Raw genomic sequence first — 21,143 nt, 5'->3', positions numbered from 1 at the left:
AGCGTGCGGGCCCCGCGGCGTGCTCCCGGCGAGGGAGGCGATGCCACGGGGCCCGGGAAGCGCGCCTAGCGGGTCACGGCCGGTTCGCGCTCGGTCGCGGCGAGCTCCCGCGCCTCGATGTGCTGGGCGAGCTTCTCGCCCTCCACGTCGACGTTGGGGAGGATGCGGTCGAGCCACTTGGGCAGCCACCAGGCCTTGTCGCCGAGCAGCGCCATCACGGACGGGATGAGCACCATGCGGACGAGGAAGGCGTCGAAGACGATGGCGGCGGCGAGCGCGAAGCCCATCACCTTGATGAAGGCCATGTCCTCGGCGATGAACGCGGCGAACACGGACATCATGATGACCGCAGCGGCGGTGACGACTCGGGCACCGTGCGAGAAGCCGCTGATGATCGCATCCTTCGCGGATTCGCCGTGGACGTAGGCCTCGCGCATGCGGCTGACGAGGAACACCTGGTAGTCCATGGCGAGGCCGAAGACCACGCCGATGAGGAAGATCGGAAGGAAGCTGACGATCGGCTGCGGGTTGGTGGCGAGGCCGAGCCAGTCGAGCTGGAAGATCGCCACGGTGGCGCCGAAGGTGGCGGCCACGCTGAGCAGGAACCCGAGGGTGGCGGTCAGCGGCACGAGGATCGAGCGGAACACGAGCATCAGGAGGATGAACGCCAGCCCGACCACGACCACGAGGTACGGGATGAGGGCGTCCTGCAGCCGGTCGGAGACGTCGATCTCGATGGCGGTCTGCCCGGCCACGCCGTAGTTGAGCCCGGTCTCGGTCTGGACCTGCTCCTCGGCTCCGCGGATGGTGTTGACGAGGTCCGTGGTGGCCTCGTCGATGGGCCCGGTGGCGGGGGGGACGAGAATCTGGGCGGTATCCCCGGCCTCGTTCATGCCGACGATCTGGGCGTTCGACACGTCACCGTAGGTGTACATGCGATCCGCGAGCTCGGCGAACGCATCGGCGCGCTCGTCCTCGGCCACCGATTGCCCATCGGCAACGACGATGAGCTGCGCGTTGCGACCGGGGCCGAACGCGTCCTCGGTCACGTCGAAGGCGTCGCGGGTGACCGTTCCGGGCGGCTCGGTGGCCGGGGTGGGCAGGGCGAGCTCGAGCTTGGCGGCCGGGATGGCGAGGACGCCGAGGACGACGATCGCGCCGATGAGGGTGACCGCGGGGATCCGGGTGACGACGTTGGCCCAGCGACGCCCGTTGGTGAGGCGGTCTGGGTGCTCGGGGTCCACCTGGCGAACGCCCGGGATGCGGCCCTTGAAGATCGCGGACCTCATCAGGCCCAGGACCGCCGGCAGCATGCTGATCGCGATGAGCACCGCGATCAGCACGGTGAGCGCGGCGGCGCGGCCCATGTCGGTGAGGAACGGGATGTTGACGACGCGCAGGGCGAGCAGCGCGATGATGACGGTGAGGCCGGCAAAGACGACGGCGGACCCCGCTGTGCCGACAGCGCGCCCGGCTGCCTCCTCGCGGGAGCTAGCCGTGGCGAGCTCGGCCCGGTAGCGGGAGAGGATGAACAGCGAGTAGTCGATCGCGACGGCAAGGCCAATCATCACGGCGAGGGTGGAGACGGTGGGGCTGAGGTCCATGAATCCGGTGGCCGCGGTGATGAGGGAGACGCCGATGCCAACGCCGATGATCGCGGCGATCAGCGGCATTCCGGCAGCGATGAGCGAGCCGAACGTGATGACGAGCACGACAGCCGCGATGGCGAGGCCGACGAGCTCGGCGGCGCCGCCCGGCGGCTCCACGTCTTGCATGACCGATCCCGCGACGAGCACGTCGAGGCCAGCATCGCGAGCAGGGTCGGCCGCGTCGTTGAGGTCCTCGCGGAGCTGCTCGGTGATGTCGCCGAAGTCGCCGTCGATGGGCACGTCGACGTAGCCGACGGTGCGGTCGCTGCTGAGCGGTCCGACCGCGGAGGCGTTGGCGCGCGCCTGGTCCTCGGGCGTGCCCTGCTCGATGAGCTGGTCGACCATGCCGTCGAACGCTGCGGACGGGCTGGCCAGCGCGCCGGGACCGTCCGTGCTGGTTGCGCTCTCGCTGACCTGGTCGATGCCGCGGATGGCAGCGAGGGTCTCGTCGATCGCGGCACCGAGTGCGGGATCGTCGAGCGTGCTGCCCTCGGGAGCGACAAAGAGGTAGCGGGCGCTCAACGAGTTGAAGGGGTCGGCGGCGGCGTTGGGGAACCGCTCGGCCATGAGGTCCTGCGCCTCCTGGGCGGGAGTGCCCGGGATGGAGAAGGAATCCTTCGTCGGGCCGGAGAAGGCCGCGGCCGCACCGCCAGCGAGGACGAGCATCGCGAGCCAGAAGGCTAGGACGATGCCTTTCCGCCGGTAAGCGAACCGGCCTAGGCGGTAGAGGTAGGTGGCCATGGGGGCTCCTGTGATCGTGGGTTCTGGTCGGTTCCGGGGGCGGTCATGCCGTCGGCGATGCGCGTGAATGCCTCATCGACAAGGTCGGTGAGGGTGCGTCCACTGGGCGATCCGCGGACCCAGACCTCGGCCGCGGAATTGAAAGCAGCGCTCGCGACGCCGAGGGCGAGGCGCGGGTAGATGTGGGTGTCGCCGTTGATCCCAGCCCGGTCGGCGATGATGCGGACGGCCCGGTCCATGGTCCGCGTGAGGAGGGCCTGGTTGCACGAGGCGACGGTGGGGTGCGCCTCGACGAGGTGGAGCGCGCCGACGAGGTCCGCGAGCTCGTGCTGGCGGGTGCTGGCCGCGCCGAGCAGGAGCTGCCGGAGCGCGGCCATGGGATCAAGCTCGCGGGGCATGTCCTCGAGGGTGTCGAGGAGAGTGTCAACGAGCGTCTCGAGGTGGTGGACGATCGCGTCCTCGCGGCTGGCGAAGTAATTGTGGAAGGTGCGCGCCGAGACTCCGGCCTGTGCGGCGATGGCTTCGGCGGTGGCCGCCTCGACCCCGCGCTCCCGGGTCAAGCGGACGGCAGCGGCCGCGAGGGCAGCGCGGGTGGCTGCCTTCTTGCGCTCTCGCAGGCTTGGTCCGTTGTGCATGGCTTCCATGCTTCAACACTTTGCGACAGGCTGCAATATTTCCGGCATGCGCAAGAATATGATTTGCAACACTCTGTCTGCTTTGTCCTTGCGGCGCTCCCCCGGCGCCGGGCAGGCCGCGCGCGACTACTCCGTCGCGATGTCGGCGACGAGGGCGCCCGCGGCGGCAACGAGATCGCGCGGGGCGATCTCCACTTCCACGCCTGCCACTCCAGCGCCTACCAGGACCGTCGGCTCATCGAGCAGCCCCGCGTCAACAAGGACCACCACCGGTGCCGGCACGCCGAGCGGAGAAACCCCATGCCGGGGGTAGCCGAGGACCCGCGCGAGCTCATCAGGCCCCGCGAGCTCCATGCGCCCAGAGCCAACGATGCCCGACACCTCGCTCATGTCGAGCTTGCACCCCATCGCGCACACCGCGACAGCATGCGCCGCCCCATTGCGCGCGCGCAGGAACACCGACTTGGTGATGCGATCGAGCGGATAGCCCAGGGCATCCGCGAAATCCTGCGGGCTCCGGATCGGGCCCGGGAGCGAAGCGTGCGCATGCACCGTCACAGCCACGCCCGCGCGATCCAGCACATCACGGACCCTGTCATGCACTACCGGCACCGCTACTCCCCCCGAGGCTCGCGCGGCCGCACCAGGCGCTGCACCATCGTCGCTCGCACCTGCAAGGGCACCGTGGGGGCAAAACGCTTGAGATAGCTCTCCATCCACGCCGCGTCGGCATCGAGGAAGGGCAGATCGCTCGGCACCATATGGCGCAGCGCCAGCATCGGCAGCGGACACTCCAAGGGGCGGAAATGCTCGTTCCACAACCCCGGCTCGGCGCACCCGGGATAGAACTGGCCCAGCATGAGCCCGCCCGCCACCGCTTGCGGCTTCCGCGCCTGCTGCACGCGATCGATCAAGGAATAGTCCGTGAGATCCGGGAAGACAACCATCGCCGCCTTGTACAGCGCCCGCCCGCCATCGACCGGACCGATCCGCGCGAAGTCATCCACCAGCTTCTCGACCGCCAGGGAGATGTCCTCCTCCGACAACGCGGAGCCGCGCACCACGCCAGCCCACAGGAGCTTCCGCGACAACGACGGAACCGTGAACGGGCACACCGGCCCCGATCGGCCCAGATCAGCATGCGGGCGCGTCAGAAAGCTGCGCACCCAACCGTCGAGCTCAACGAGCGCAGGCTCATCGCGAACCGCGCCCGGATCCGACAAGTTCACCAGGCCCAGCTCCAGATGACTGCGCGAATCACGGTCTGCCCGAGTCATCACGCCACCTTTCGCCATGGTCGGCGGGCCCACCCCGCTGTCGGCCCTCTTTGAAGGGTAACGGCTGCACCACCGATCCCATGCGACAAGTGACCGCGATCATCAGTCTCGCTCACACGTGCTCAGCGGCACACACCTGTCACTCCCTCACCACAATCGCACCATCACCCAGACCCGTTACACGCTGTCTGCCCACGCATGACCGACAATAAGGACCATGCAGTCCGCCGAGGCAGCACCACCAGCACCCCAATCCCGCGACACCGCCGTGCTCACCACACCCTTCACGGCCCGGTTGCGCGTGGCCTGGCACATACTGTTCGGCAATGTCCTGAGCTGGAACGACCCCCAATACCTGGCCACCCGATCCAGCACCGACCGGGCGCTCCGCTTCATCCTCGCGCTGCTCTTCATCCAGCGAGCCAGCTATCTCCTGCCCGCCATCGCCACCGCCGCCACCGCGCCGCCGTCCACCTACCAGGACACCGCGCTCAACACCGTCCTCCTCGTGCTCGCGACCGGCTGGAACATCGCGCTGATCCTCATCGCGCGCCGACGCGGATGGTTCCCCAGATGGGCCATCTGGACCGACCTCGCCCTCGTCACCGCCCTGCTCTTCATCAGCAGCCGCAACATCGCCGATGCTGGTGTGTTCTCCGACTCCAACTGGCCCGTGACGCTCGCCCTCGCCGCGTCCGCCCTCACCGCCGCAGCATTCCGCCCATGGCTCGCCGCCACCTGCCTCGCCATCATCGCCGCGTCCCTCCTTGCCGTCGCCCAGCTGCACGACAACCAGGTCGCCCTGCTCTCCCAGCCCACTCTCTCCGTGCTCAACGGCTGTCTCTGGTACGCCGTTGCCGCCCACTTCGTCCGCCGCTACCTCAGCGGGCAAGGACTCATCCTCGAGAAGATCCAGGCCGAGCAGCTCCACGCCGAGACCCAGCGCGCCGCCAGCGCTGCCCGCGCCGCCGAGCGCCAGACACAGTACCGTCACCTCCACAACACCGTCCTGACCACGCTCACCGCCATCGCCCGCGGCGGTCTCGACCACAAGACCACCGAGGTCCAGCGCCGCTGCGCCGCCGAGGCCGCCTACCTGCGCAACCTCATCACCAACGACCCCGAGACCGACATCGCCACCGAATCCCGGCTCCAGAACCTCATGTCCGCCACCCTCGCCGACATCGAGGCACTTGGCCTCGAGGTGCACGTCAAGCAGCACAGCCTGCCCGAGCGCATCCCCGGCAACCGGTGCGACACCCTCTCCGAAGCCGTCCGCGAAGCGCTCAACAACGTCCTCAAGCACTCCGGCACCACCGAGGCATGGCTCACCGCGTTCACCGACGAGACGCGCCTCACCGTCCGCATCGTCGACCGCGGACGAGGCTTCGACACCGCCACCACGCCCCGCGGCTACGGCATCACCCACGCCATCGAGGCCAACATGCACGAGATCGGCGGCACCACGCTCATCGACTCCAGCCCCGGCGACGGCACCATCGTCGAGCTGACCGTGTCCCTCCAGGAGTAGGCGGCTGGCTGCGGCTGGCTGCGGGCTGCGCCGGAGGATGTGCTGGTCAATGTCACGCGACGCGCCGCGACGCGCTGCCCAAGCGTTGACATTAGCTAGCAGATTCGCCGAGGGGTCACCGACTCACTACCGCGCTTCCGGAAACCCCGGGTAGCCGGTCTCGACCAAGCTGGCCAAGCTCACGGGCCAATCGACCTCGGGCTCACCGATCTTGCGCACGACGACCGCGGATTCCTGGTACCCGACCGCGAACGTGGTGCCGGTATTGCGCTGGTTCCACCGCAGTCGAATGAATCCCATCGGTGTCCGCATGCCGCTATCGACGATCTCAAAACCAGTCTTCTTGTTGAACAGGCCCTTCCACGCATCCGAGCTATAGCGATAGAAGTCCCAGGGAACGTCGTGGAGCCCCTCGGTCTGGTGAGTGACGACAAGCCCCACCGCGCCCGGTCGCAGGACCTTGTTCAGCTCGACGACTGCTTTCCAGGGCATGACCAAATGCTCGAAGACAGCGATGCTCATGAAGGCATCGAACTTCTTCTCGACATGCCGTGAAAGCTCATGAATATCAGCGACGATATCCACATCATCAGCCTCGATGATGTCTGTGATCACGACGTTCTTGCCTAGGGCAATGTCCTTGTGCGACACACCACTGCGCGCCCGTCCGCCCACATCCAGAACCTCCTGAACGTCCGCTTCGCCTACGAGGGAGCGCCAGGTCTGCATGACGGTGTAGTTCTCCGGCACATGCCGCTTCTGCACTTCCGCGTAGGGCAGCGCGACGACGTGCTCCTTGCCTCCGCACTTGATGGTGAGCTCAAGGCTCGAAACCGCCAGGTCAAACTCGTCGTATGCCACTGAGAAGACCTCGAAGACCACGACGCTCGCATCCCGAGGGCTCTGCCACGAGTTGACCGAGGGCGGGCTCATCTCCACATCGGAGGTAACGCTTGCGGACACGATCTTGCATGCCTGTCCACCCTCTCCACGGAGAGTGCCCCTGAAATAAGCGAATCGACGAAACGTGGTAGCTATATCAAAGGAGATCTTCACCTCACCTTTGGTGGCCTCACCGCCCGCGATGGAAAAAACCCTGCTAGGTGTCACTTTTCGAACCAGGCTTGCAATGCTCACTGCTCGTCCTCCTGTATGCGTTGCTGTATTGAGCTCTTTTCGAGAGCATTGCGATGAGCGATGCCTCAGGGGTAGCCAGAATCACGACATCAGCCGAAAGCTGCGGTGTTTCTTTCCGGCTGGATATATTGAGCAAGCTCCTCGCGCCTGCCCGGCTCCAGCGAGGAGATCCCCGCAAACTCGGACACGAGCTTCACGGTGTCCAAGGAATGACGCAGCGCACGCTCGTAGCTGATGACGAGAGCGGGGCTCCCCACCCCGGAGACAAAGCTGAGGCAATCAGAGTATTCCTTTAGCGCCCTGCCCATGAGGTTGATGGAGTCACCTGCCACAACGTCGCCCGAATGCTTCATCTCCCTGCTCGCAACCGCCGCCGCATCCCTCACCACGAATATGTAATGCGGGTTGATCAGCAAGCGATGAATATCGGAAATGTAGTAGGAAGATATAGGATCCTTCCAGCCCCAGGTTTCGTATGATGCATTGCGGGCGGATATAAGGGACCTGGCGTGTTTTATATACTCTTTTCGCTTCGCGTTTTCAGCGCGGTTCCAGAATATCCGCCGAATCCCTCGATGAGTCAAGAAATCGATGTCTTCCTGGTTGCTGGGGTCGACGCGCGCACCCATGTTGACACCGAGCTGGTGCAGCAGTCCCGCTACCATCGAGGTGCCACCCCGCGCAACACCCAGGACGCAGAAGGTCTTCCGAGGACCACCCATGGGTTCACGAAGGATCCAGCCCGAGCTTGATAGTTCTAGTGATTCCACATGCTCCCCTGATGGTCAGTTCACGGCCACGATTCTTTGATCACATTTTTGCTCGCTTTGGATCAAGGGAATCCCTGCTACGAGATCCAAGTACTCGACTACTTGATTTTCAGCCCCGATAGCCTCAACATAGCGAGTCGTCATCATCGGAAAAAGATCCGCGACACCGATCGGGTTCTTAAGCAGAAGCTCGCGCTTGATGAAGGGAAAACCTGATTCTGAAATCAGCGTCCTCCAGAACAGGTGTGACGGATTCGCGGGCACATTGCGCAGCACACTCTCCACTTGTTCCGCTAGCACATCGAGCCGCCTGTTCATTGTCTTGCTTCCGTAGAGACCAAGCTCCCGGTACGTCTCCTTGATCAGGCCAACTGTCTTTGGCGCGTGTTCGATCCACTGCGCAGATGCTTGCTCATACGGGAACAAGGCATGGATGCCGAACCCGCCATCCAGCATGGCCGTGCTCAAGCCAATCTCGCCGTTCCTGATGACATCCCGCTTCTTGTTCGTGAACGGGTATCGCTCGAAGAAGTCTAGGACTGCCCCGGACTCCAGAGGCTCCCGGCCAAAGCGAAGAAAGTAGCTCTGGCCGTGGTGCGAGACCTGGTAAGAATCCGTCAAGCAAACGAAAGGGGCCGTACATGCGCTGAGCCTCGGTTCCAGCGGCGCGATCCGGCCGAACGCCGAGTCATTGACCAGGATCAACTCGTCGAGATCATGCAGCACATCCGCGCAGTGCAGGATGCCCGTTGCCCACGATCCGAAGTCGTACCCCTCGTTGGGTCGGCCAATGAGGCAATCAAGATCATCGACCTCTGCGCAGGTACGCGACTCGTCCTGGCGATCAGACGCGTTGACCAGGATGACAGCGAATCCCATGCGCTTGAGATCGGAAACAATGTCTCTGTGGCAGGCAAGGAAAGTAGGGTGATTGCTCCATGCGGCAACAACGGCTAGCTTCCGCTTTTCCTTGATCTGCTGCTCCAAGCCCGCCCCACCACCGTGACCACTAATCCGCCACGAATACGCCAGGAGTTGATCGGTGCTGCTCCCCGTTCCTCGACGGGCCTGCTCTTCGGGCGCCACACCAATTATCGATTTCTCGCGCAGAGGACGCTCCAGAAGCTCGGGGCCAATCGTGACTCCAAGCTTCCCCGGCTTGATGGCCCGCCCCGTTGATTCATTGATTACCTCGACCGAGTGAGGCCTTCCGTCATGGAACCTGCGCGGAATCTTCACCATGAACTGGGCATTGCCACCGGAGATTCCTGCTTGCTCCAGGTCACTGCGGTAGCGGTTCGCGGGGACGCGCAGGCACTTTTCACCATCGATGACCAGGCTCACCTCGGTCGATCGCGCTTTCGACCAATGGACGGCCCAACCCTCCAGCGTGTCGCCAACAAGTCGATCGACCTGTCCGGTCCCGCGCAGATAGTCACGTGCTACTGCGTACAGGTTTTTTCCAGCGTTGGTGACCACGCGTTCCCATCCCTGCTCTAGCGTTCATGCTCCTGCCAGCTCATCATTCATCGATGAGGCTGAACGCCAACGCATTTCGCTTCAGTAGGCGATCAGCCGCGCCCAAGTATAGGGCTGCGGATTCGGGCGCATCACGGTTTCCGGAGTCTCGGCACGATTGCTGGATTCCGCGACACCGCCGACGAGGATGCGCGGCACCACGCTCATCGATGCCAGCCCCGGCGACGGCACCATCGTCGAGCTGACCGTGTCCCTCCAGGAGTAGGCGGCTGGCTGCGGCTGGCTTCGGGCTGCGGCTGGCTTGCGGCCTGCGCCGGAGGATGTGCTGGTCAATGTCACACGACGCGCCGCGACGCGCTGCCCGAGCGTTGACATTAGCTAGCAGATTCGCCGAGGGGTCACCACGCACCACCCCCCAGGCACAAAAAAGCCTCCCGCCTGCGTCAACAGGCGGGAGGCTGGAAGCGGTGGCGGAGGGATTTGAACCCTCGGACGGGGGTTACCCGTCACAGCATTTCGAGTGCTGCACCTTCGGCCGCTCGGACACGCCACCGCGAACAACTGTACCCGAGGTTGAGTTTCGCGCCGAATCGCCTGGTCACAGCGTTTTCCAGCCCGTCGGACCCCGCTCAGCGGCGCGCTTCGAAGAAGTCAGTGAGCAGCCGGGCGCAGGGCTCGGCGTGGATGCCGCCCCGCACCTCGGGCCGGTGCAGCAGGCGACGGTCCCGCACGACATCCCACAAAGACCCGACGGCACCGGTGCGGGGCTCCCAGGCCCCGAACACGATGCGCCCGACCCGTGCGAGGACGAGAGCCCCCGCGCACATGGTGCAGGGCTCGAGCGTCACAGCGATGGTGGTGTCCTCGAGCCGCCAGCCATCCCCCAGCGCGCGGGTCGCGGCCCGCAGCGCGAGGATCTCGGCGTGGGCAGTGGGGTCCCCCGTGGCCTCGCGCTGGTTGCCCGCGCGGGCGAGGACGGTGCCGTCGCGCGCGAGGATCACGGCGCCCACGGGCACGTCGTCGGGACCGGAGAGCGCCGCCGCGTCGATGGCGGCGGCGATCATGGCCTCGTCCTCGGCGAGCGTCACGGAATGGTTGCCCAGCGGGTCGGCTAGTTCTGCAGGGAGTCGATGATCGTGACGAACTCGCGCTCGAAGCCCAGCCGCTCGGCGATCATCTGGAGCTGCTCGTCGGGGTAGAGATCGTCCTCGGCGAGGATCACGCTCATCACCGATTCGGGCAGCCCGAGGTCGGTGAGGATGCCGAGGTCGCCTTCCTCCCAGGGGTCCACGTCGTCGAGCTCGTCAGGGTCGATATCGGGGATGTCGACGTTTAGCTCGTCAAGGGCCTCGGCGGCGATGTCATAGTCCACGGCGGCGGTAGCGTCGGAGAGCAGCAGGTGCGTCCCAGCTGGGGACGGCCGGATGATGACGAAGAACTCATCGTCGACATCGAGCAGCCCGATGGTGGCACCGGAGCTGCGTAGCTCGCGGAGCTCGGTCTCGGCGTCCTCGAGGCTGGTCAGCACGGACTGCGAGAGCGCGACGCAGCGCCACCGGCCGTCCTCCCGGACGACTCCCACCGCGAAGCCGTCTACCTCATACTCGTCGTCGCTTTGTGTGCGAGCGCGCTGTGCTGCCATGCCGTGAGGTTAGCGCGGCTAGGCACGTGTGGGAACTCCGGCAAGGAAAACGCAGGTGGCGGGGTGGTGTCGGGGCGCGACACGCCAGCGGTGGTGTGCGAACCTGGTGGTGTGCCTGAGTCTGTTTGTGTCCTTGGCCTGGGATTGATCGGTGGTTCGGTGATGCGCGCGGCGCGCGCCGCCGGCCGGGAGGTGTTCGGCTATAACCGGTCGTCGGCGGCGGTGGAGGCCGCCGGGGCTGATGGCTTCGATGCGAGCAACGACCTGGCCGCGACGCTAGATCGCGCGGCGCGGGAGCAGGCGCTGATCGTGGTAGCCGTCCCGATGCCCGCGGTGGGTGGGGTACTGGGCGAGATCGCCCGGCGCGCGCCCGGCTGCCCGGTCACCGATGTGGTGAGCGTGAAGGGCCCGGTAGCCGCTGAGGCGCGGGCGCGGGGCCTCGATGCCCGGTATGTGGGCGGGCATCCAATGGCAGGCACGGCGGAGTCTGGCTGGGCGGCCGGGGATGCGGCGTTGTTCGAGGGCGCCACCTGGGTGGTGAGCGTGGACGAGGGACGTGATCCCGCGGTGTGGCGCCGAGTAGCGGCGCTGGCGCTGGATTGCGGCGCGGTAGTGGTGCCGGCAGCGTCGAAGGAGCATGACGACGCTGCGGCGCGGATCTCGCACCTGCCCCATGTGCTGGCGGAGTCGCTGGCGATCGCGGGCGCCCAGGGAGGAGCGCTGGCGCTGGCACTGGCTGCGGGATCCTTCCGTGACGGCACGCGCGTTGCGGGCACGGCGCCCGCGCTAGTGGATGCGATGTGCGAGGCGAACTCGGAGGCATTGCTGCTGGTGCTCGATGAGGTGCTCGGTACGCTGCGGGAGGCGCGGGCGGCGCTCGCGGAGCATTCCTCCACCTCGGCGCTCACAGCGGCTGGCCATGCGGCGCGCCAGGAGCTCGAGCATCGCGGGGCGGGGCGGAAGGTCATCGAGGGCATCGTTCCCGGCGAGCCTGGCTGGCTGGAGGCGCTTCGCGAGGCAGGCCGTGCTGGCGCGGTGCTGGTGGCGCTGCCCGGGGAGGATCCGCGATGACCACCTTGTCGAGGCTGGTGGACGATCTCCACGCCGGGCGTCTCACTGCCGAGGAGCATGTCACCGAGGTGCTGGGGCGCATCGAGGCGTTGCGCGGCTCGCCCTGGGAGAACCTCGTGGTGGGGCGGGACTACCAGCAGCAGCTCGCCACGCAGGCTCTCGAGCAGGCCCGGCAGCTCGATGAGCGACGGGCTGGTGGCGCGGTCCCGGGGCCCTTGCATGGGGTGGCTGTGGCGGTGAAGGACCTCATCGACGTGGCGGGCGTGCCCACTCGGTGCGGCAGCCGGGTGCGCGAGTCCGCGGGTCCTGCGCGCGCGGATGCGGCGGTCGTGCAACGGCTGCGCGAGGCCGGGGCGGTCATCGTCGCGAAGACGCACTTGCATGAGTTCGCCTACGGGCCCACGGGCGCGGTGAGCGCGGATGGGCCGGCCGCGAACCCGTGGGATGCCGCGCGCATCACGGGTGGCTCGTCGTCGGGGTCGGCAGCGCTGGTGGCGATGGGCGTGGTTCCTCTCGCGATCGGCACCGACACCGGGTGCAGCGTGCGCGCTCCTGCCGCCTTGTGCGGGGTGGTGGGCGTGAAGCCGCCCTTCGGCGCTTTGCCGTCCGGAGGCGTGTTCCCGCTGGCCGAGTCGTTCGATCACGTGGGCTTTCTGGCGAGGACGGGCACTGATGCGCTGCTGGCCTGGGATGCTCTTGGGCTTGGCGGCGCCGGTCTCGAGGGCGTGGCTGCGCGGCACGCGAGCGCTGGCTGCCGGATCGGCCGTCTGGCTGGCCCGGGCTGGCAGGTTCATGATGAGCAGGTGCGCGCCGCTGTGGACGCCACCGCCGAGCGGCTCGCCGACGCCGGCCACGCAGTGGTCGACGTGGAGCTTCCCGAGGCGGTCGAGCTGGTGGAGCTTTATGGCACCATCACGGGCGCGGAGGCTCTCGCCACGCATGCACGGGAGCTTGATGAGGTCCCGGACCAGTTCCAGGAGCTGACGCGGGATCGCTTGCGCGCCCAGCAAGGTCGGCCAGCGACGGAGTACATCCAGGCGGTGCGGCGATTGCGGGCACTGCGGCGGCAGATCGACCAGCGCTTGCGGGACGCGGGCTTCGACATGCTGCTCGCCGCCACCGTCCCGTTCCGCGCTCCGCTGATCGGCGTGGAGGAGCTCGAGGCGGGTGGGTCGACAGTGCCGGTCCGGCCGGAGATCCTGCGGCTGTGCATTCCCTTCAGCGCGCTGGGCTACTCCGTCGCCGCGATACCCGGCCCTGGGTTGACGGGCCCTGTGTTGACGGGCCCTGGGAGCGCTGGTCCAGCCGGGGACAGCCTGCCCGTGGGGGCGCAGCTCGCAGCGCTCCCCCATGCCGATGCACGCGCCCCGCTGATCCTCGGCGCCCGAGCACTCGGCGAGCTGGCGTGAGCTGCTCCTAGATCCGTTCCCCGAGGCCGGGGTAGTCGATCACGAAGCCATCCGCATCGACCGTGACGGTGGCGCTCGCGACCGGGGAGATGACATGGATGCCCTCCGCGCCCGCGCTGTAGGTGAGGGATTCCTCCTTCACCGTGAGGTCCGGGAGCGAGACGTACACCACCGACACCTGCTCATCACCTGGCTCGTGCTGCAGATCAAGCCGCCGGATGGGCAGCGCGTTGAAGAAGGGGCTCAGGATCACATCGACATCAAGCGCGCCACCGAACCGGGACCGGGCCGAGGTCGTGCCCTCGTGAACCGTCCAGTAGCCCTCCCGGTCCCGCGACACCGACAGCACCCGCTCCCCCGCCGCGGTCGTGGTGCGCAGCGACAAGCGGCGCGTCTCGCCCGCATCATCGGTGACCAGATCATAGGAGGCGCTGAAGCTCTCGTGCTCCTCGCAGGGACCACCGATGAGACGGCCCGAGGCCTTGATCCGCTTGCCGGAGATCTGGATGCGGGTCGATTCCATCCGCGGCGCCGTTGTGGACCTCCACGTCAGGACAGCAGGCCACGAAGTCGGCTCCGATACGGGGTTGCTCACGCTCACTACCGTAGGAAGCACCAGGGGGCTCGCGCAACGGAACGTGGGTATTAGCCCCGGGACCGCAGGACCCGTCCGCCTCCCTGCGACTACCAAAGGGCCGGACAAACCCAACCGCCCCCGCACAAGTGCGGGGGCGGCTGCTGTCTCAACCAAGACGTGCGCTCGAAGGGATTCGAACCCCTAACCTTCTGATCCGTAGTCAGATGCTCTATCCGTTGAGCTACGAGCGCGAGCTTATTCTTTTGTACTACCGGAACCCCGGTGGCGGAGGCGAGAGGATTTGAACCTCCGGTTCCCTTTGGGGGGAACAACTCATTAGCAGTGAGCCCCATTCGGCCGCTCTGGCACGCCTCCCTGGACCCTTTGCGTCGGGCATCGGCAAGACTACACACGTCTGCTGTGGTTTTGCAAAACCCAAGGCAGACGGCGTGGCGGGGTCAGCGGAGATAGCTATCGAGCCACTCGAACATGTGCTGCTTCGCCGCGGTCACAGCGGTCTCGGTGTCCGCGGGGTCCGCCGCCTCGGGCACATCGTCGACCTCGTGCCAGGACCAGGTGCCAAAACCATCGTCGGGCCGATGGGCGAGGCCCGGATAGCTGACGAGGAGCGTCGCGACGGGAGCGCGCAGGGCAGCGTTGCGCAGCGCGTTCACCGAGTCCGGCGGGGTCTGCGGATCGTCGTCGCCGAAAATGCCCAGTCACGGGGTGCGCAGGGAATGGACGGTCTCGAGCAGAGGCGTGGCTCCAGGCGCGAGCGCGCGCTCGATGCCATGGGGCGCGACGCTGATCGCGGCACCGTACGGGCGCTGGGTGGCGACCATCGCGGCCGCGGTCCCGGCGCTATCGAAACCGATGATGCCCACGCTGTCGGTATGGATATCGTTGTCAACGAGCCAGTCGCGGGCAGCGTCCGCGTCGTCGAACAACTCCGCCCCGAACACCGGGTCGATTCGATCCTCGGGCTGGCGGTGGAACAGGTGCGGGGCCGCGATGAGCCAGCCCTCGTCGGCGAGCTCATGCATGAGCTGCAGCAGCGGCTCGTGGAAGTCACGCATCTCATGGAGGAACACGATCCCGCCGCGAGGTCGTGCCTCGGGCGCGATGACGGTGAGCGGCACACGGGTGGACGCATCCGGCAGGGCCGCGTATTCCTGCCGGGCTCGTGAAGTGTGGATTCCCGACATAGCCTCTACTCTCCCACTCCTCGTCCTGATTTTCGAGGCCTGGTACGACTATTCTCGCGCAGGTGACCACTTCGCGCCATGATCCTGCCAGCGACCCGTCCGCCCACGTCCAGCTCCGTCCCGACCTCGGAACGCTGCCGGCATATGTGCCGGGGAAGTCATGGCCGGGAGCGCTGAAGCTGGCGAGCAACGAGACCTCGCCGGGCCCGCTGCCCAGCGTGGTCGGCGCGATCGCGGCCGCTGCGCAGGGAGTCAATCGGTACCCCGACAATGGGTCGATCGCCGTCCGGGAAGCGCTGGCAGAACGCCTCGGCGTCGCGGCCGAGCAGGTCGCCGTGGGGTGCGGCTCGGTGAGCTTGTGCCAGCAACTGGTCCTCGCGACATGCTCGCCAGGCGATGAGGTGCTGTTCGCGTGGCGGTCCTTCGAGGCGTACCCGCTGGTCACTCTCGTCGCGGGGGCCGTGCCGGTCCGGGTTCCCCTAGGCCCGGGGCAGGTGCATGATCTCGATGCGATGCTCGCGGCGATCACGGAGCGCACGAGGCTTGTGATGGTGTGCAATCCGAACAATCCGACCGGCACCGCGGTGGGACGGCGCGAGCTCGAGCGCTTCCTCGACGCCGTGCCGAGCACCGTGCTCGTGGTGCTCGATGAGGCCTACATCGAGTACCTGCGCGCCGAGGATTTCGGCGCCGGGGACCTGCCGGACGGGGTCGCGCTGGGCCGGGGCCGCGCGAACCTGCTGGTTCTGCGCACGTTCTCCAAGGCCTACGGGCTCGCGGGCCTGCGCATCGGGTATGCCGTCGGCTCTCCCGAGGTGATCGCCACGGTCAGCAAGGTCTACATCCCGTTCAGCGTGAACAGCCTGGCCCAAGCAGCGGCGCTGGCCTCCCTCGATGTCGAGGCCGAGCTGCTGGAGCGGACCGACGCTGTGGTGGCCGAGCGCGGGCGGGTGCGCGATGCCCTGCTCGCGGCTGGCTACACCGTGCCCGAGACCCATGCGAACTTCGTCTGGCTGGACCTTGGCGCAAACGCGGCCGAGTTCTCGACGCGCTGCGCCGAGGCCGGGGTACTGGTGCGCCCGTTCGCCGGCGAGGGCGTGCGGGTCACCATCGGTGATGCGTACGAGAACGATCAGTTCCTCGCGTTCGCGCTGAGCGACGTGGCGACCGGCCTGGCCCGGCAGTAGCCCACGGCCGATCTCCCCGCAGCGATGTGCGGGATAGTGATGCAACCGTGATGCGATGGTTGCCCCCCGAACTAGCGGCAGCCCCCACACTGGGGTCCAGGGAAACCGCGCGGACGCGGGATTCGAGGGCTGGTCGAGGAGGCACCGGATGAGCATGCGCCGCCATGCTGTCGCCGCATCGGTGATCGCGCTGGCCCTGCCGATCCTCGCCGCGCCATTCGCCGTGGCGAGCCCAGCGGACGACATCGAAGTGCGCATCCTCTCGATCGGTGACCTGCGCAGCGCCTTCGCCCCGCTCGACGGCGACGCCGGCACCGTGCTGCAACCCGACGGGTCACGCATCAACGCAGGCGGGGCCGCGCACCTGGGCACGTACCTCGATCAATTGCGCCGCCAGGCCGACCGCTCCCTGTTCCTCTCCGCGGGCAACAACCTCGCCGCGCCCGATGAGCCGAGCCGCACCGCGGTGCTCCGCCATGAGCCCGTCATCGACCTCCTGGACGCCTGGGGGCTCGACGCCTCAGCGATCGGCGCCACCGAGCTCGCCGAGGGCATTCCCGAGCTGTTCCGCAAAACGGACGGCGGATGCCACCTCGATGAGGACTGCGACGAGGAGGCAACGTTCGACGGAGCATCGTTCCCGTTCGTCAGCTCCAACATCTACGGCCCCACCCACACCCCGTTGACGTCGCCGTTCACCATCCGGCACATCAACGGCACCCCCACCGGCATCATCGGCGCGACCCTCCACGACGATCCGGGCCCCGGCTATACCCTCGCCTCCGAGCGCGAGACCATCACCAACGCCACCGAGGCGCTCCAGGGGCTCGGCGTCTCCGCGATGGTCCTGCTCGTCAACAGCCCCGACGTCGCCGAGGCGGCTGCCGGGCCCAGCGACTGCGGCGCCAGCAATACCGCGGCGCACGACCTTGCCACCACGGCCCCGCCGCAGATCGACCTCGTCCTGACCAGCAGCTCCAGCCCCTACACATGCCTCGTGCGCGACCCCGACGGGAACGACCGCCCGCTCCTCGCCGCGGCCACGCACGGCCGCACCGTAGCCGTCGCGAACCTCGTGATCGATGGAAACACCGGGGATGTGCAGCGCGACCGCGTGAGCGTGTTCAACCAGATCGTCACCCGCGACATCGCCCCCGCGGACGAGGTGACCGCCACCCTCGATGACCTCGAGTCCACGATCGGCCAGGCCGAGCGCAGGCCGGTGGGCACACTCACCCAGCAGGCCCCCCGACCCGTCTCCACCGCCACCGAGAGCCCCCTCGGCAGGCTCATCGCCGATGCCGCCGTCTACTCGCACAACGACCGGGCCGACGACACGCCCGCGGTCGCCGCCCTCATCCACCCCGCCTTCCTGCGCGACGACCTCACCGAGACCGTGACCTACGGCGACATCTTCGCCGCCGTCGACAACACCCCGCTCGCCACCATCGACATCCCGGGCAGCATCCTCGCGCAAGTGCTCGAGCAGCAGTTCCAGGACGACCGCGCCACCCTCCTCCAGCCCTCGGCCGCGCTCTCCTACACCATCGACGAGGCCGCCCCGATCGGATCACGGGTCAGCGGCATCACCCTCGACGGGCAACCACTGCAACCCGGGCTCGACTATCGCCTCGTCGTCGACCCCGCGCTCACCCTCCCCGGCAGCGGCTTCACCGCCCTCGACGACATCACCACCTCGGCCACCATCCGCGGCCCCAGCGCGCTGCGCGCCTATCTCGCTGACCACGCCCCCGCGCCCGTCGAAGAGCAGGACCGCATCACCTGGACGGGGTAGGGGGTTGCGGTGGTGGCAGGAATGCGCCAGCCGTCGCGTTGCCTAGCATGACGGCAGGGTCGAACACGGAGGAAACGATGAGGTACTTCTCGGATGGAGCCTGGCGGATCCTACGCGTCCACAGCGACGACGGGGTGGGAGTGAAGGGGTTCCACGAGGCCGCGGTGGACACCTTCACCGGCAGTCTGTGGCGGACGCTGGATCCGCAGGTCGCGCGCCGACTGACCACCAAGATCGCCTTCAGCGGTGACTACGAGGAAGTCAGTGAGGAAGAAGCCTCACGCCTGGCGGACCAGAAAGCGAAAGAGGCGGGCTTGTAGTTCCCCCTGTACGAGGCGCACGCATGAAGCGAGGAAGCCTCTTGCGGAGAAGTGTGGGAATTTCGTGGTTGATCCGCGATGCGCTCTGTGCGCTCCCGCCATCCCTAAACGGTTCCCGCCACCACTAGCGATAGCGACCACGGAAATAGCGGTAGCGGCTAGGCACCAAGGGTGGCAGCAGCCTTCCAGGGGTGGCAGCTACGCACCCGAAGTGCCAGGAGCCGCGAGCAATACGCACACGCCACGCTTCAGCCGCCGCCACACTCCGCCCCCAACAAAAAAGCCCTGACCTGCATCAACAGGTCAGGGCGTGGAGCGGAAGCGGAGGGATTTGAACCCCCGGTCGCTGTTAACGACGCTCGCTTTCAAGGCGAGTGCATTCGGCCGCTCTGCCACGCTTCCGTAGGCGATCCTAGCGAACGGGTGGGAGCGGGGTCGAATTGATCAGTCGTCGCTGTGTTGCTTGGCGACGACGTGGTTGTCGATCTTCTCGAAGATGCGGGTAAGCGCGTCGAGCTCGGCCTCATCGAGGAGATCGACGAAGTAGGCGCGGACACTGGCGACGTGGTTGCGGGCGGCTGCCCGCAGGGCGGCGCGGCCGGTGTCGGTGATGTGGGCGCATACGCCGCGGCCATCCTCCGAGCAGGCTTCCCGGTGGATCAGCCCAGCAGCCTCCATGCGGCGCGCCTGGTGGGTGAGCTTGCTGCGGGAGGCAACGATGCCGTCGGCGATCTCGCTCATGCGGAGCGCGCCGGTGGGCGCTTCGGAGAGCAGCACGAGGATGCGGTAGTCGGCGATGGAGAGGGAATCGCTGGTGGTGAGGTCGCGATTGAGGAGACCGATCAGGCGCTGGCTGCCGTCTATGAAGGCCCGCCATGCCCGCTGCTCGTTGGCAGTGAGCCACTCGATGCCATTATTGTCGCCGTCCCCCATCGATCGTGCGTCCTCTCCCCGGTCGTACATTATGTGACACGTAAGACAATAGTTATACCGCATAAGGATTGGCGAACTGGCTTGCTAGTGAAGGTCGCGCCGTCGCGCCGCGAGGACGACTACCCTCATGATCATGCGTGCGATCACAATGTCCCGGTCCGGTGGTCCAGAAGTCTTGCAGTGGGCGCGCGTGCCCGACGCGCGCCCAGAGCGCGGCGAGGTGCTGCTGCGCGTGGCGGCGACCGCGGTGAACCGCGCTGACCTGTTGCAGCGGGCGGGGCACTATCCACCGCCGGAGGGAGCGAGCCCGATCCTCGGGCTGGAGTGCTCCGGCACGATCGTCGAGCTCGGCGAAGGCGTGCAGGGCTGGCGTGTCGGCGATGATGTGTGCGCGCTGCTCTCCGGCGGCGGCTACGCGGAGTTCGTGGCGGTGCCCGAGGCCCAGTTGATGCGCGTGCCCAAGGGCGTGGACCTGTACTCGGCGGCAAGCCTGCCGGAGGCGGCGTGCACGGTGTGGTCGAACCTGGGGATGCGGGCCAGGATGCACCGGGGGCAGACGCTGCTCATCCACGGCGGCTCCAGCGGCATTGGCACGCACGCGATCCAGGTGGCGCGCACCATGAATGTGCGGGTCGCGGTGACGGCGGGCTCCGCGGAAAAGCTCGCGCTCTGCCGCGAGCTGGGCGCCCGCTACGTCATCAACTACAAAGAAGATGATTTTGTCGCCGAGATGGCCTATTACACAAAGGAATTCTCCCACCCGGGGGCGAACATCATCCTGGACATCATGGGCGCGAAATACCTCGACCGGAACATTGATGCACTGGGCATGGACGGGCAAATCGTGATCATCGGCCTGCAGGGCGGACGGCGCGCCGAGGTAGACCTCGCGAAGCTGCTGGCGAAGCGGGCCACGGTGACCGCGACGAACCTGCGCGGCCGGCCCGTCATGGGCGAGTCGAGCAAGGAGGAGATCATCCGGGAGACGATGCGCTGCGTGTGGCCGATGATCGAGGCCGGGCTTGTGCGCCCGGTGATCCATGACGAGCTGCCGATCACCGAGGCAGCCAAGGCCCACGAGATGCTGGACTCCGGGAACGTCGCGGGCAAGCTGCTGCTGCGGGTCAGTTGAGGCGCGGGTGGGCTTTCGCTGGCCGATTAGCGCTGGCGCGGCGCCGACCCCATCATGGTAGGCATGACTCTTACGGACCATGACGGCATCGAGGTGCTCGGCACGAGCGACGACCATGCCGGCACCGAGCCGCGCGAGACGCCCCTGACCGATCTGGTGGAGCAGCCCGCGAAGGTCATGCGCATCGGCACCATGATCAAGCAGCTCCTCGAGGAGGTCCGCTCGGCCCCGCTGGACGACGCGAGCAGGTCGAGGCTGCGCGAGGTCCATGACTCGTCGATCCGCGAGCTGCAGGATGGCCTCGCGCCCGAGCTGCGCGCGGAGCTCGACCGGTTGACGCTGCCGTTCAACGAGGATGTGGTGCCCTCGGACGCGGAGCTGCGCATCGCGCAGGCACAGCTCGTGGGATGGCTCGAGGGTGTGTTCCATGGGATCCAGACAGCCCTGTTCGCGCAGCAGATGGCGGCGCGGGCGCAGCTCGAGCAGATCCGCCAGGGCGCGCTGCCACCAGGCATGAGCCTCGGCGGGCTGCAGGAGACTGATCCGCGCGAGGCCGATCCCGGCGAGGCGCACCCGCACGGCCACGGCACCGGCCAGTACTTGTAGTCGCGGCTGGCTCGCCAGGAAATCTGCTGGCCATTGTCACGCTCGGG

General features: G+C 67.1%; 21 protein-coding genes and 4 tRNA genes. 8 read left to right on the top strand and 17 right to left on the bottom strand.

Annotated features, from left to right (window positions below):
* Positions 1 to 65 precede the first annotated feature (65 nt).
* The 4 genes from HT102_RS11880 to HT102_RS11865 form a co-directional block, all read right to left on the bottom strand.
* Entirely contained in the window at positions 66 to 2,390 is a 2,325-nt protein-coding gene (locus HT102_RS11880; protein WP_192039652.1) for an MMPL family transporter, read from the bottom strand.
* On the bottom strand, positions 2,366 to 3,025 hold the full coding sequence (locus HT102_RS11875) for a TetR family transcriptional regulator (protein WP_192039651.1): 660 nt from the start codon (positions 3,023 to 3,025) through the stop codon (positions 2,366 to 2,368). The genes HT102_RS11880 and HT102_RS11875 overlap by 25 nt, the downstream gene beginning before the upstream one ends.
* 126 nt (positions 3,026 to 3,151) lie before the next feature.
* Positions 3,152 to 3,637: an aminoacyl-tRNA deacylase gene (locus HT102_RS11870; RefSeq protein ID WP_192039650.1), complete on the bottom strand. Its 486-nt coding sequence runs from the start codon at positions 3,635 to 3,637 to the stop codon at positions 3,152 to 3,154.
* Between the two features lie 2 nt (positions 3,638 to 3,639).
* On the bottom strand, positions 3,640 to 4,320 hold the full coding sequence (locus HT102_RS11865; RefSeq protein ID WP_192039649.1) for a DUF6875 domain-containing protein: 681 nt from the start codon (positions 4,318 to 4,320) through the stop codon (positions 3,640 to 3,642).
* Positions 4,321 to 4,519: 199 nt separating this feature from the next.
* On the opposite strand from HT102_RS11865, the gene HT102_RS11860 reads away from it, so the two are divergent.
* Entirely contained in the window at positions 4,520 to 5,833 is a 1,314-nt protein-coding gene (locus HT102_RS11860) for a sensor histidine kinase (RefSeq protein WP_192039648.1), read from the top strand.
* Positions 5,834 to 5,959: 126 nt separating this feature from the next.
* On the opposite strand, the gene HT102_RS11855 is transcribed toward HT102_RS11860, so the two are convergent.
* The 6 genes from HT102_RS11855 to HT102_RS11830 all read right to left on the bottom strand — a co-directional run bounded on the left by HT102_RS11855 (position 5,960) and on the right by HT102_RS11830 (position 10,861).
* Positions 5,960 to 6,796 (bottom strand): methyltransferase domain-containing protein, encoded by an 837-nt coding sequence (locus HT102_RS11855; RefSeq protein WP_192039647.1) that lies wholly within the window; start codon positions 6,794 to 6,796, stop codon positions 5,960 to 5,962.
* 263 nt (positions 6,797 to 7,059) lie between these two features.
* A complete protein-coding gene (locus HT102_RS11850; protein WP_333473431.1) occupies positions 7,060 to 7,692 on the bottom strand; it encodes a sulfotransferase in 633 nt (210 codons plus the stop codon).
* A gap of 63 nt (positions 7,693 to 7,755) precedes the next feature.
* Positions 7,756 to 9,219, bottom strand: coding sequence for a rhamnan synthesis F family protein (locus HT102_RS16345; RefSeq protein ID WP_192039645.1), 1,464 nt, complete (start codon positions 9,217 to 9,219; stop codon positions 7,756 to 7,758).
* 465 nt (positions 9,220 to 9,684) lie between these two features.
* A tRNA-Ser gene (locus HT102_RS11840) sits at positions 9,685 to 9,772 on the bottom strand.
* Between the two features lie 76 nt (positions 9,773 to 9,848).
* On the bottom strand, positions 9,849 to 10,283 hold the full coding sequence (locus HT102_RS11835) for a nucleoside deaminase (protein ID WP_192039798.1): 435 nt from the start codon (positions 10,281 to 10,283) through the stop codon (positions 9,849 to 9,851).
* 47 nt (positions 10,284 to 10,330) lie between these two features.
* Positions 10,331 to 10,861 (bottom strand): tRNA adenosine deaminase-associated protein, encoded by a 531-nt coding sequence (locus HT102_RS11830; protein ID WP_192039644.1) that lies wholly within the window; start codon positions 10,859 to 10,861, stop codon positions 10,331 to 10,333.
* 111 nt (positions 10,862 to 10,972) lie between these two features.
* Here HT102_RS11830 and HT102_RS11825 point away from each other — a divergent pair, with 111 nt between their 5' ends.
* Together HT102_RS11825 and HT102_RS11820 are read left to right on the top strand one after the other, a co-directional pair.
* Positions 10,973 to 11,932 (top strand): prephenate dehydrogenase, encoded by a 960-nt coding sequence (locus HT102_RS11825; protein WP_408611355.1) that lies wholly within the window; start codon positions 10,973 to 10,975, stop codon positions 11,930 to 11,932.
* Complete coding sequence (locus HT102_RS11820; protein ID WP_192039643.1) at positions 11,929 to 13,341, top strand: amidase; 1,413 nt, start codon at positions 11,929 to 11,931, stop codon at positions 13,339 to 13,341. The genes HT102_RS11825 and HT102_RS11820 overlap by 4 nt, the downstream gene beginning before the upstream one ends.
* Positions 13,342 to 13,348: 7 nt before the next feature.
* Here the strand turns inward: HT102_RS11820 and HT102_RS11815 are convergent, their stop codons facing one another.
* The 5 genes from HT102_RS11815 to HT102_RS11800 form a co-directional block, all read right to left on the bottom strand.
* Positions 13,349 to 13,936 (bottom strand): putative glycolipid-binding domain-containing protein, encoded by a 588-nt coding sequence (locus HT102_RS11815; RefSeq protein ID WP_333473411.1) that lies wholly within the window; start codon positions 13,934 to 13,936, stop codon positions 13,349 to 13,351.
* Between the two features lie 160 nt (positions 13,937 to 14,096).
* Positions 14,097 to 14,169, bottom strand: a tRNA-Arg gene (locus HT102_RS11810).
* Between the two features lie 32 nt (positions 14,170 to 14,201).
* A tRNA-Ser gene (locus HT102_RS11805) sits at positions 14,202 to 14,293 on the bottom strand.
* 83 nt (positions 14,294 to 14,376) lie between these two features.
* A complete protein-coding gene (locus HT102_RS16340) occupies positions 14,377 to 14,592 on the bottom strand; it encodes a hypothetical protein (RefSeq protein WP_333473410.1) in 216 nt (71 codons plus the stop codon).
* Between the two features lie 45 nt (positions 14,593 to 14,637).
* On the bottom strand, positions 14,638 to 15,123 hold the full coding sequence (locus tag HT102_RS11800) for a dienelactone hydrolase family protein (RefSeq protein WP_333473409.1): 486 nt from the start codon (positions 15,121 to 15,123) through the stop codon (positions 14,638 to 14,640).
* A gap of 62 nt (positions 15,124 to 15,185) precedes the next feature.
* Between HT102_RS11800 and hisC the strand changes: the two genes are divergently transcribed.
* From hisC to HT102_RS11785, 3 genes are all read left to right on the top strand, one after another.
* The gene (gene hisC / locus HT102_RS11795) at positions 15,186 to 16,310 is read left to right on the top strand and encodes a histidinol-phosphate transaminase (RefSeq protein ID WP_192039641.1); all 1,125 of its coding nucleotides are present in this window, start codon (positions 15,186 to 15,188) and stop codon (positions 16,308 to 16,310) included.
* Positions 16,311 to 16,458: 148 nt separating this feature from the next.
* Positions 16,459 to 18,105: a bifunctional metallophosphatase/5'-nucleotidase gene (locus HT102_RS11790; RefSeq protein WP_192039640.1), complete on the top strand. Its 1,647-nt coding sequence runs from the start codon at positions 16,459 to 16,461 to the stop codon at positions 18,103 to 18,105.
* A gap of 77 nt (positions 18,106 to 18,182) precedes the next feature.
* Complete coding sequence (locus HT102_RS11785) at positions 18,183 to 18,425, top strand: hypothetical protein (protein WP_192039639.1); 243 nt, start codon at positions 18,183 to 18,185, stop codon at positions 18,423 to 18,425.
* Positions 18,426 to 18,741: 316 nt separating this feature from the next.
* Here the strand turns inward: HT102_RS11785 and HT102_RS11780 are convergent.
* Positions 18,742 to 18,827: transfer RNA gene (locus HT102_RS11780), tRNA-Ser, on the bottom strand.
* A 42-nt stretch (positions 18,828 to 18,869) separates the two neighbouring features.
* Positions 18,870 to 19,388 (bottom strand): MarR family winged helix-turn-helix transcriptional regulator, encoded by a 519-nt coding sequence (locus HT102_RS11775; protein WP_225443598.1) that lies wholly within the window; start codon positions 19,386 to 19,388, stop codon positions 18,870 to 18,872.
* A gap of 103 nt (positions 19,389 to 19,491) precedes the next feature.
* Between HT102_RS11775 and HT102_RS11770 the strand changes: the two genes are divergently transcribed.
* Together HT102_RS11770 and HT102_RS11765 are read left to right on the top strand one after the other, a co-directional pair.
* The gene (locus HT102_RS11770) at positions 19,492 to 20,490 is read left to right on the top strand and encodes an NAD(P)H-quinone oxidoreductase (protein ID WP_192039638.1); all 999 of its coding nucleotides are present in this window, start codon (positions 19,492 to 19,494) and stop codon (positions 20,488 to 20,490) included.
* Positions 20,491 to 20,544: 54 nt separating this feature from the next.
* A complete protein-coding gene (locus HT102_RS11765) occupies positions 20,545 to 21,096 on the top strand; it encodes a bacterial proteasome activator family protein (RefSeq protein ID WP_192039637.1) in 552 nt (183 codons plus the stop codon).
* Positions 21,097 to 21,143 lie beyond the last annotated feature (47 nt).

Origin of the sequence: Lolliginicoccus lacisalsi, assembly GCF_014841105.1 — a bacterium.
Taxonomy (GTDB): domain Bacteria; phylum Actinomycetota; class Actinomycetes; order Mycobacteriales; family Mycobacteriaceae; genus Lolliginicoccus; species Lolliginicoccus lacisalsi.
Note: the sequence above shows the minus strand (reverse complement) of the source record. Positions and strands in the feature narration are given on the sequence as shown.